This is a genomic window from Mesorhizobium sp. M1142 (assembly GCF_040318565.1).
Lineage (GTDB): Bacteria > Pseudomonadota > Alphaproteobacteria > Rhizobiales > Rhizobiaceae > Mesorhizobium.
The window spans coordinates 45,159-56,499 of record NZ_JAMYMK010000011.1; the positions used below are offsets into that span (position 1 = coordinate 45,159).

General features: G+C 65.9%; 9 protein-coding genes and 1 riboswitch. Of the genes, 8 read left to right on the forward strand and 1 reads right to left on the reverse strand.

Annotated features, from left to right (window positions below):
• Positions 1–335: 335 nt before the first annotated feature.
• From NKH42_RS18980 to NKH42_RS19015, 8 genes are all read left to right on the forward strand, one after another.
• Positions 336–1,535: a winged helix-turn-helix domain-containing protein gene (locus NKH42_RS18980; RefSeq protein ID WP_352505864.1), complete on the forward strand. Its 1,200-nt coding sequence runs from the start codon at positions 336–338 to the stop codon at positions 1,533–1,535.
• Positions 1,536–1,564: 29 nt separating this feature from the next.
• Positions 1,565–1,768, forward strand: a riboswitch (cobalamin riboswitch).
• A gap of 38 nt (positions 1,769–1,806) precedes the next feature.
• Entirely contained in the window at positions 1,807–2,241 is a 435-nt protein-coding gene (locus NKH42_RS18985) for a DUF1636 family protein (RefSeq protein ID WP_352688105.1), read from the forward strand.
• Positions 2,238–3,278 (forward strand): cobalamin biosynthesis protein CobW, encoded by a 1,041-nt coding sequence (gene cobW, locus NKH42_RS18990; protein WP_352688103.1) that lies wholly within the window; start codon positions 2,238–2,240, stop codon positions 3,276–3,278. Before NKH42_RS18985 ends, cobW begins: the two co-directional genes overlap by 4 nt.
• 18 nt (positions 3,279–3,296) lie before the next feature.
• Entirely contained in the window at positions 3,297–6,947 is a 3,651-nt protein-coding gene (locus NKH42_RS18995) for a cobaltochelatase subunit CobN (protein ID WP_352505695.1), read from the forward strand.
• Positions 6,944–8,434, forward strand: coding sequence for a precorrin-3B synthase (gene cobG / locus NKH42_RS19000; RefSeq protein ID WP_352505694.1), 1,491 nt, complete (start codon positions 6,944–6,946; stop codon positions 8,432–8,434). Before NKH42_RS18995 ends, cobG begins: the two co-directional genes overlap by 4 nt.
• Positions 8,431–9,078, forward strand: a complete 648-nt coding sequence (locus NKH42_RS19005; RefSeq protein ID WP_502896042.1) for a precorrin-8X methylmutase — start codon at positions 8,431–8,433, stop codon at positions 9,076–9,078. Before cobG ends, NKH42_RS19005 begins: the two co-directional genes overlap by 4 nt.
• Complete coding sequence (locus NKH42_RS19010) at positions 9,075–9,833, forward strand: precorrin-2 C(20)-methyltransferase (protein ID WP_352505692.1); 759 nt, start codon at positions 9,075–9,077, stop codon at positions 9,831–9,833. The genes NKH42_RS19005 and NKH42_RS19010 overlap by 4 nt, the downstream gene beginning before the upstream one ends.
• The gene (locus NKH42_RS19015) at positions 9,830–10,594 is read left to right on the forward strand and encodes a precorrin-3B C(17)-methyltransferase (protein ID WP_352505691.1); all 765 of its coding nucleotides are present in this window, start codon (positions 9,830–9,832) and stop codon (positions 10,592–10,594) included. Before NKH42_RS19010 ends, NKH42_RS19015 begins: the two co-directional genes overlap by 4 nt.
• Here the strand turns inward: NKH42_RS19015 and NKH42_RS19020 are convergent.
• Entirely contained in the window at positions 10,558–11,340 is a 783-nt protein-coding gene (locus tag NKH42_RS19020; protein ID WP_352505690.1) for a cobalt-precorrin-6A reductase, read from the reverse strand. The genes NKH42_RS19015 and NKH42_RS19020 overlap by 37 nt on opposite strands.
• Position 11,341: the final 1 nt, after the last annotated feature.

An 11,341-nucleotide genomic window follows, 5' to 3' on the forward strand; every position in this document is an offset into this window, starting at 1 on the left:
CTGCAGTTTCCGTTGGCGGCCAATCCACTCTGATTACAGCACCGGACCCACTTGCGGAAGCGTGACAGTTTAACCACTGAACCGTTTTAAGGGGGCTCTATGCTGCAACGCGGCGAGGGTTAGCGCAGCGCTTTCGGCGAAGCAAGTCAAACCTTGTTCAAATCGCGGTACTGGGCGGCATATCCGGGAAAACTGGTCAGATCCGCTCCTGTTTGATTTCTTTCACTTTTCACTCCACTTTTCTCTCCTGACATGGATACCGCCAAAACCCTGCTAGCATGGCGCGGAATCACAGATTCTCTTCTCTGTCCGGCATCATCAGGATACCCGCATTGATGAAGGAAAAAATCTCACTTCGCATGGCCCGCCGCATCGCGCTGGCGGCACAGGGATTCAATGACCCCCGACCCGCCGGTACACCCGACCGCCGACATCTGGCCCGCGTGCTTGCCCGTACCGGCCTGCTGCAGATCGATTCCGTCAGCGCCGTGGTGCGCGCCCACTACATGCCGCTCTATTCGCGGCTTGGCCCCTACAAGCTGGCGCTGCTCGACGACGCCGCCATAACGCGCAAGCGCATGGTCTTTGAATATTGGGCGCACGAAGCCTCCTTCCTGCCGGTCGAGACCTATCCGCTGATGCGCTGGCGCATGCAGCGGGCCGAGCGCGGCGAGGAAATGTACAGCGGACTGGCCAAATGGGGCCGCGAGCACGCCGCCTATATCGAAGACATCTATCGCGAGGTCGCCGAACGAGGCCCGATCGCGGCGTCGGCTTTCGAAGGCCAGAAGGGTTCGGGCGGCTGGTGGGGCTGGAGCCATGCCAAGCACGCCTTCGAATGGCTGTTCTGGGCCGGCCGCATCACCACCGCGCATCGCCGCGGCTTCGAACGGTTCTACGATCTGCCGGAGCGCGTACTGCCGCCCGCGATACTCGCTCTACCGGTTCCCTGCCCCGAGGACGCCCACCGCGAATTGCTGCGCATCTCCGCCCGCGCCCATGGCGTCGCCACGGCAGGCGACCTGCGCGACTATTTCCGCCTCTCGCCCGCCGATATTAAGGGCCGCATCGAGGAGCTGGTCGAGGCTGGCGAGCTGTTGCCGGTGAGCGTCGACGGCTGGAGCAAAACAGCCTATCTCCATAAGAACGTCCGTTTGCCGCGCAGGATCGAGGCGCGCGCCTTGCTTGCGCCGTTCGATCCCGTGGTCTTCGAGCGGTCGCGCACCGAGCGATTGTTCGACTTCCACTACCGCATCGAGATCTACACGCCGGCCGAAAAGCGCCGGTATGGCTATTATGTGCTGCCGTTCCTGCTCGGCGACAGCATCGTCGGGCGCGTCGACCTCAGGGCCGACCGTCCGGCCGGCGTATTGCGCGTCCATGCCGCCTATGCGGAGCCCGGCGCCCCGCCACAAACCGCTGCCGAACTCTTCGAGGAATTGAAGCAGATGCAGGGCTGGCTCGGGCTTGAGCGCATCGCGGTGACGGCTGCCGGCGACCTTGGCCGGCCGCTCGCAGATATCGCCGCGTCATAGACGTGCGTTGACACGACTGCCTCCACAAGCCTAAATCCGTTTCAGACGGTCCCCTGCCCGCAACGGCAGGGGCCAAGAGGGAATGCGGTGCGAAATCTCGATTTCAAATCCGCGGCTGTCCCCGCAACTGTAAGCGACGAGCCAAAGCCGAAAACCACTGGGATATTCCCGGGAAGGCGGCACCAAGGCGATGACCCGCGAGCCAGGAGACCTGCCGTCTAGGACATAAGAATCCGATCGCCTGGCGGGTTTTCCGGGCAAGGAGCCTGATTTGGAACGCGACAGCAGTTTTTCGGCTGAGACAGCGGATTTATTGTCCGGCCCTGACGATTCCCCGGCCGGCGTTACCGTCATCGTCTGCTCTTCCTGCCGTGACGAGACCGGTTCGGACGCTCATCCCCGCGCCGGCGAACTGCTCGCCGAGGACACGCGCCGCGCCGCTTCCGGCGAAAACATCAAAATCCGCACCGTCGAATGCCTCGGCAATTGCAAGCGCCGGCTCAGCGCCGCCATGCTGCGCGACGGCTGCTGGAGTTACGTCTTCGGCGACCTGACCGCGACCAGCGGCGCCGATCTCGTGACCGGCGCAAAGCTGTTCGCCACCTCGACGGATGGGCTCATTCCGTGGCGCGGCCGTCCCGATTGCCTGAAGCGCGGTCTGGTTGCCCGCATCCCTCCCCTCGACCTTTTGAAGGACTTGATATGACCGCTGCCCCCCTTTCGCGCGTCCCCTGCACCGTCGTTACCGGATTTCTCGGCGCCGGCAAGACGACATTGATCCGCCATTTGCTCGAAAACGCCAAAGGCAAGCGGCTGGCCATCATCGTCAACGAGTTCGGCGACATCGGCATCGACGGCGAGATCCTGAAGGGCTGCGGCATCGACACCTGCCCCGAGGAAAACATTGTCGAGCTGGCCAATGGCTGCATCTGCTGCACTGTCGCCGACGATTTCGTCCCGGCACTCGACCAGATCCTGTCGCTGATGCCGAGGGTCGACCATATCCTGATCGAGACGTCCGGGCTGGCCCTGCCCAAGCCGCTGGTCCAGGCCTTCCAGTGGCCGTCGGTCAAGAGCCGGGTGACCGTCGATGGCGTTATCGCCGTCGTCGACGGACCGGCGCTGGCTGATGGGCGCGTCGCCAACGACATGGACGCCCTGCAGGCGCAGCGCGCGCAGGACGAGACGCTCGAACACGACGATCCGGTCGAGGAAGTATTCGAGGACCAGCTCGCTTGCGCCGACCTGATCATCCTCTCGAAGAGCGACCTGATGGACGCAGCCGGCTCGGCCCGTGCCAATGCCGTCATCGGCAAGCATGTTGCGCGGGCGGTGAAGATCGTGCCGACTTCGCAAGGCAAGGTCGATCCGTCGGTGCTGCTCGGCCTCGGCCTCGCCGTCGAGGACGACATAGAGAACCGCAAAACCCATCACGACGACGAGCTCGACCACGAACATGACGATTTTGACTCGTTCGTCATCGACATCGCGTCCGTGTCTAACCCGGACGAGCTCGCACAACGCGTCGCCACGGCGGCGGAGGAAGAAAACGTGTTGCGCGTCAAGGGCTTCGTCGAGGTTGGCGGCAAGCCGATGCGGCTCCTGCTGCAGGCCGTCGGCCCGCGCGTCAACCATTATTACGACCGGGCCTGGACCGCTGAAGACGATCGCCGCTCGCGCCTTGTCGTCATCGGTCTGAAAGGGCTGAACCGCCCGGCGATAGAGCGTATCCTCGCCGGCTGACCCCAGGTACAAGCCGCGATGCACATCCTCACCACCACATCCGCCTCGCTCGACGATCTCGCCGAGCCTGTCGATCTCAGGCAAACGCCTGCGGATGTCGTGGCCCTGTCCTTCACCGACAGCGACCTGGCCGGGCTGGCGGCGGCGTGGAAGGCGGATGCGGACCGCCTGCCCTCGATGCGGCTCGCCGCCTTGCGCGACCTGCGCCATCCGATGTCCGTCGACCTCTGGACCGAGAGCGTCGCCCGCCACGCCAAGGTCATTCTGGTCCGCATTCTCGGCGGCTACGAGTGGTGGCGCTATGGCTGCGACCAGCTCGCCGTTATCGCGCGAAATCGCGGTATCAAGCTGGCGCTCCTACCGGGCGAGAGCCACGACGAGGATTTGCGACTGATCGAAGGCTCGACGCTGCCGCGCGAGGAGTTGGACGCCCTGCTTGGCTATTTTCGCGAGGGCGGGCCGGCAAATATGACGGCGCTGGTGCAGAGGCTGGCAAGTCTCGCTGGATCTGGTGCGGCGGTAGCCGAACCCGTTAGCGTGCCAAAGGCTGGATTTTACGAGCCGGGACTGGGGGTCGTAGAACGCGGCGTCCCCCTCCCCCTCGAGGGGAGGGTCCGGCCGCAGGCCGGGGATGGGGTCCTCTCCGAAGCGCGCCAACTCAAAGAGGCGTCGAGCACTGCCGCAATGACCCCACCCGGCCCTTCGGGCCACCCTCCCCTCGAGAGGGAGGGGGACGTCGTGCCAATCCTCTTCTACCGTTCGATGCTGCTCGCGGCCGACGTCGCGCCCATCGACGCGCTTTTCGAAGCGCTGAGCGCGCGCGGCATGGCTCCCGTGCCTATCTTCGTCTCCAGCCTCAAGGACCCGGCCTCACTCGCCTTTGTTGAAACCGCGCTTGCAACGCTGAAGCCTGCCGCCATCATCACCGCCACAGCTTTCGCCTCTGGGGCCGAGCCGGGCGTTGAAACCCTGTTCGACCGCGCCGGCGTGCCGGTGTTCCAGGTCATCGTCGCAACCACCCGCCGCGACATCTGGCAAACCAATCAGCGCGGCCTGGCGCCCGCCGACCTTGCCATGCATGTCGTCCTGCCCGAGCTCGACGGCCGCATCCTGGCCGGCGCCATTTCCTTCAAGGGCGAAAGCGAAACCGATCCCGCATTGGCCTTCCGCGCCTTCGCCAACCGGCCAGAGCCCGACCGCGTCGCGCAAGTGGCGAACCGTATCGAGGCATTCGTGCGCCTGCGGCGGACGCCGCGCGCGGAACGCAAGCTCGCCATCCTGATCCCCGACTATCCGAGCGCCCCCGGTCGCACCGGCTACGCCGTCGGCCTCGACGTGCCGTCCAGCGTGCTGGCAATGCTGCACGATCTGAGCGAACAGGGCTACGCCGTTGAAAGGATTCCGCAAACGCCAAGGGAGTTGTTGGATTTGCTGGAACGGGGGAATGGTGGGCTGAGACTGGACGATTATCTCGCTCTTTCTGCAGAGTTACCGACTGCGGCACTCGCTGCCGTGGAGGCGGCATGGGGTAAGGCGGAAGATGAGACAGGTTCGCGCGAGGCGCCCCCCTCTGTCCTGCCGGACATCTCCCCCTCAAGGGGGGAGATTGGCCGTTTCGCCGACGGCACCCGTTCTGCAACCTCAGTGATTGGCGAAACCGGCAATGAGAGCGCAATCTCCCCCCTTGCGGGGGAGATGTCCGGCAGGACAGAGGGGGGTGTTCAAGCGCCTGCTGTCGCCAAATTCCGCTTCCGCACGGCCACGTTCGGCAACATCACCGTGGCGCTCGCCCCCGATCGCGGGCGCTCAGTCGACCGCCGCGCCGACTATCACGACCCGACATTGCCGCCGCGCCATGCGCTGGTCGCCTTTGGCCTCTGGCTGCGCCAGTCGCTCGGCATCCATGCAATTGTCCATGTCGGCGCCCACGGCACGCTGGAATGGCTGCCCGGCAAGACCGTTGCGCTCAGCGAAAACTGCTTTCCCGAAATCGTCACCGGCGCCCTGCCCGTCGTCTACCCCTTCATCGTCTCCAATCCAGGCGAGGCAGCGCAAGCCAAGCGGCGCGTTGCCGCCGTCACGCTTGGCCATCTGCCGCCGCCGCTGACCGGCGCCGGGCTGGACGAAAACCAGCACAGGCTTGAACGACTGGTCGACGAATATGCCCAGGCCGACGGGCTCGACCGCCGCCGCCGCGACCGCCTGGCGAAGCTGATAGTCGAAACGGCGGAAAAGACCGGCCTCGCCTCAGAGGCTGGTGTCGCCAGGACCGACGCAGCCGACGAGGCTTTGCGCCGCATCGACGCCTGGCTCTGCGATCTCAAGGATTTCGCCATCAAGGACGGCCTGCACATTTACGGCCGCTCGCCGGAAGGCGAGGCTGATCCGTTGCGGCGGGAAAGCGCGGCAGCTGAAAAAACCGCGCTGCTTGCCGCCCTCGACGGCCGCCACGTCGCTGCCGGTCCGGCCGGTGCGCCGGCACGGGGTCGGCGCGATGTTCTGCCGACCGGCCGCAATCTTTTCACCGCCGACCCACGCACCATGCCGACGCCGACCGCCCATGATCTGGGCAAGGTGGCAGCGGAAGAAGTGGTCCGCAGCTACATGCAATCGCATGGCGACTGGCCGCGCTCGCTGGTCATCGACCTGTGGGGGTCGGCCTCACTGCGCACCGGCGGCGAGGAGATCGCGCAAGGCCTGGCGCTGATGGGCTGCCGGCCGCAATGGGATTCAGCCACCGGCCGCATCACCGGCATAGATGTGCTGCCGCCGGCAACACTCGGCCGTCCGCGCATCGATGTCACCTGGCGCATATCGGGCTTGTTCCGCGACATGTTCCCGACCCAGATCGCGCTGATCGACGCCGCGGCCAACGCGGTGGCGACCCGCGACGAGGACGATTCGGAAAACCCGCTCGCCGCTAGGACCCGCATCGACGGCAAGATCAGCCCGCGCATTTTCGGCACCTCGCCGGGCAGTTACGGCGCGGGCGTCGAGGACTTGTTGTCGAGCGGCGACTGGGCCGCGCGCGAAGAGATCGGCCGCACCTATCTCGCCGCCACCTCGCACGCCTATGGCGGCTGCGAGGGCAAAGGCATTTCGGCGCCCGGCGCTTTCGAGGATCGCCTCGCCGAGGCCGACCTTCTGGTTCATACCGGCGACGACCCCGGCCGCGACATCCTCGAAGGCTCGGCCGACGTCGCCTTCATCGGCGGCTTTTCGGCAGCGCTTGCCGCGCTCGGCAAGAACGCCGACGTGATCGTGCTCGACACCACGGACCCGCAAAAGCCCAAGCCGCGCTCGATCAGTGAGGCCGTATCCCGGGTAGTTCGCGCCCGCGCGGTCAATCCGCGCTTCATCGCCGGCCAGATGCGTCATGGCCCGCGCGGCGCCTCGGAATTCGCCGAGACGGTCGACCGGCTTGTCGGCTTTGCCGAGACTACCCATGCCATATCGGGCACGCTTATCGAGGCCGTGCACGACGCCTATCTCGGCGACCCCGTGGTCCGCGCCTTCATCCTGCGCGAAAACCCTTCAGCCGCAAAAGTCATCGCCGAGCGTTTTCTCTCGGCACGGCGGCGCGGGCTCTGGCATCCGCTGCGCAATTCCATCGATGACGATCTCGCCGCACTGATTGCCGAAGCGCAAGCTCTGGGAGTGGCGGCATGAACGCTTTCTCGCGCCGTGACGCCTGCCCTGCCTTGTCCGCGCCGATGCAGACCGGCGACGGGCTGCTGGTGCGGCTCAATCCGGTCGCTGGAGGACTGTTGCCGAAATCGTTGATCGGACTCTGCGAATCCGCCTTGCGCCATGGCAACGGCATCATGGAAGTGACCGCCCGCGGCAGCCTGCAGATCCGCGGCCTGACGCCGGCAAGCGCGCGGCTGCTGGCAATGGAGGTCGACGCGCTCGGCATCGCCGTGCGCACAGGCGTGCCGGTCGAGACTGGCCCGCTAGCGGGCATCGATCCGCAGGAGATCGCCGATCCGCGACCGCTGACAGAGCGGATCAGGGTGGCGATTGAAGAGGCTGGTCTAACGGCAAGGCTCGGTCCGAAGGTTTCGGTCGTTGTCGATGGCGGCGGGCAACTGACGATGGATGCGGTAGTGGCCGATGTACGACTGGCTGCGATCAGAACCGACGCGGGCGTCCGCTGGCGGATAGCTGTTGCTGGCGACGGGCAGAATGTCAGGCCTCTCGCCATGATCGAGAAAGATGCTGCCCGTGATATCGCCGTCGCGATTCTCAGGATGGTCGCCGAAAAAGGCCGCGAAGCTCATGCAAGGGATTTGACGGAACGGCAGCGTAGATCACTCGCAAGCTGGCATTCCTTCGCGCCCCCCTCTGTCCTGCCGGACATCTGCCCCTCTAGGGGGGAGATCGGCAGTTCCGCCGACGGCCGTCCTTCTGCTGCCTCGGTATTCGGCGCGACTTCGGCGATTAGCGAAGGCGGAGACCAAGGTGCAATCTCCCCCCTAGAGGGGCAGATGTCCGGCAGGACAGAGGGGGGCGCCGTAGAGCGCCATCGCCCGCCCATTGGTATCTTCAACCTGAGTAACGGCCACGCTCTCGGCATCGGCCTGCCCTACGGCAGCATGCCCGCAGATAAACTCACCGGCCTCGCGCAGAGTGCCCTCACTCTTGGCACAGTCGAAATCCGCCTGGCCCCGAGGCGGGGCCTGCTTCTCCTCGGTCAGCCGGCAGCCGCCAACCAGCCCCTTCAAAACACCGCCGCTACCCTCGGCTTTGTCACCGACGCAGCCGATCCGCGCACCAGGATCGCCACCTGCCCCGGCGCACCCGCCTGCGCCTCCGGCCGCATCGCCACCCGCGACATCGCCGAGATCATCGCTACAGAAAACCGCGACATCCTCGATTCCTCCTTAACGCTGCACATCTCCGGCTGCGCCAAGGGCTGCGCCCATCCCGGTCCGGCGGCGCTGACCCTGGTCGGTGGCGAAAACGGAGCCGGACTTGTCGTGGACGGGACGGCAAAGGCATTGCCCGCCGGATACAGGCCGGGCTACGACGCCGCGCACAGCATCGGCCGCATTGCAGCGGCGATCCGCAGCGCACGACATTCCGGCGAAACTGCTGTCGCCTGCCTGGCAAGGCTCGGCGCGCCCGGCATCACCGAAATCTATCGACAGGAATGAGCATGCCCGCCCAGAACGCCTACGACTACATCCATGATGGCACGGCGATCTACGAGCGCTCCTTCGCCATTATCCGCGCCGAGGCCGACCTGTCGCGCTTTTCCGAAGCCGAGGCCGAAATCGCTATCCGCATGATCCACGCCTGCGGCCAGGTCGAGGCAGCGCGACATTTCGTTTTCTCGAGCGATTTCGTCGCCGCTGCGCGCACGGCGCTGGGCGCCGGTGCGCCGATCTTCTGCGACGCGCAGATGGTCTCGCACGGCGTCACGCGCGCCCGGCTGCCGGCCGGCAACGAGGTGATCTGCACGCTGCGCGATCCGCGGACCGCCGACATCGCGAAAAAGATCGGCAACACCCGCTCGGCCGCCGCCATCGATCTGTGGGGCGAGCGCATGGCCGGTTCGGTCGTCGCCATCGGCAATGCGCCAACCGCGCTGTTTTATCTGCTGGAAAAGCTGCGCGACGGCGCGCCGAAGCCGGCGGCGATTATCGGCATGCCGGTCGGGTTTGTCGGTGCCGCCGAATCGAAGGATGCGCTGGCCGAAAATTCCTATGGCGTGCCTTACGCCGTCGTGCGCGGCCGGCTGGGCGGCAGCGCCATGACCGCCGCCGCCCTCAATGCATTGGCGAGGCCGGGCCTATGAACGTGATCGCAAAAGGTCGACTGGTCGGCGTCGGCACCGGTCCCGGCGACCCCGACCTGCTGACGCTGAAGGCGGTGCGTGCGCTGGCCGAGGCCGATGTCGTTGCGCATTTCGCCAAGCGCGGCAACAACAGCAATGCGCGCGCCATCGTCGGCGCGCATTTTCGCCCCGATTTGATTGAACTGCCGCTGCTCTATCCGGTGACGACCGAGATCGACAAGGATCACAGCGATTACCGCTCGCAGATCACCGATTTCTATGAGCAATCGGCCGAAAAGGTCGCCGCGCACCTCAGCGCCGGCAGGATGGTCGCGGTGCTTTCGGAAGGCGATCCGCTTTTCTACGGCTCCTACATGCATCTTCATGTCCGGCTGGCGCACCGTTTTCCGACCGAAGTCATCCCGGGCGTCACCGCCATGTCCGGCTGCTGGTCGGCGACCGGCCTGCCGATCGTCCAGGGCGACGACGTGCTGACGGTGCTGCCGGGCACGATGAGCGAATTCGAGCTGACGCGTCGCCTCGCCGATACCGACGCTGCGGTGATCATGAAGGTCGGCCGCAACCTGCCCAAGATCAGGCGCGCGCTGGAGGCAACCGACAAGCTGGCGCGGGCCATCTATGTCGAGCGCGGCACCATGCCGGGCGGCGTCTCGATGCGGCTGGCCGACAAAAAGGACGACCAGGCGCCCTATTTCGCCATCGTGCTGGTGGCCGGCTGGTCGGGCCGGCCTAGCGCATTGAGAGCCGAAGCATGAGCGGCCGCCTCACCGTCATCGGCCTCGGGCCCGGCAACGCCGACCAGGTGACGCCGGAGGCAAGCCGCGCCGTTGCCGAGGCAAAATTCTTCTATGGTTACAAGCCTTATCTCGACCGGCTCGATCTGCGCCCCGACCAGACCCGCGTCGCTTCCGATAATCGCGAGGAACTCGCACGCGCCAGGGACGCGCTGCTGAAGGCTGCGGAAGGCCACGATGTCGCCGTCGTGTCGGGCGGCGATCCCGGCGTCTTCGCCATGGCGGCGGCCGTCTGCGAGGCGATCGAGGCGGGCCCACCCGAATGGCGCACGGTCGATATCGCTATCGTGCCCGGCATCACCGCCATGCTCGCTGTCGCCGCCCGCATCGGCGCGCCGCTCGGCCATGATTTCTGCGCCATCTCGTTGTCCGACAATCTGAAGCCGTGGGATTTGATCGAGCTGCGCCTACTTGCCGCGGCGGGCGCCGGCTTCGTGATCGCGCTCTACAATCCGATCAGCAAGGCACGCCCCTGGCAGCTTGGCCGCGCCTTCGAGTGCCTGACGGCGATCCTGCCCGGCACCACGCCGGTGATCTTCGGCCGTGCCGCCGGCCGTCCCGACGAGCGCATCGAGGTTTTTCTGCTGGCCGACGCCGATGCCGCGAAGGCCGACATGGCGACCTGCATCATCATCGGCTCGCCGGAAACCAGGATCATCAAGCGGCGTGACAAGGCCGCGCTGGTCTACACGCCGCGTTCGGCAGCTGGCCTAAGAACATGACCGACCAGAAAATGATCGACCATAGCGGCAAGCGATTCGATGGTTTCGGCCGACGTAACGTCCGGCAACGCCGGCCTGCGGATCATGACCACCTCGACGCCGAGGGCCCGCGCCGCCGCGATCTTGCCGTAGGTCGCCTCGCCGCCGCTGTTTTTGGAAACGACGACATCGATGCGGTGCTCTTGAAGCAGCGCGCGCTCATCGACCTCATGAAACGGCCCGCGCGCCAAGAGATAGGCCGCGTCGGGCACAGCGAGCCTGGGCTCGACCGGGTCGACACTGCGAATGAGATAATGATGCCGGGGAGCTGCCTCGAAGGCAGCGACCTCCTGCCGCCCGAGCGCCAGGAACACACGGCGCGGCACCGATCCCAAAGCCGTCACCGCGCTGGCAACGGTGTCGACCAACATCCAGCGATCACCTTCGACCGCCTCCCATTCGGGACGCCTGAGCGCAACGATAGGCACGCCGGTCATGCCCGCAGCGTCCGCAGCATTGGCGGAGATTTGCGCCGCATAGGGATGCGTGGCGTCAATCAGCAGGTCGATCTTGTTCTGGTGGAGATAAAACGCCAGCCCGCCGGCACCGCCGAAGCCGCCGACCCGCACCGGCACCCCCTGCGCGGCCGGGTTTTCGGTGCGACCGGCCAGCGACAGCATGACCGAAATATCCGCGCGCGCGGCAAGCTTGCCGGCCAGTTGCCGTGCTTCGGTGGTTCCGCCGAGGATCAGAATGCGGTGGGTCATC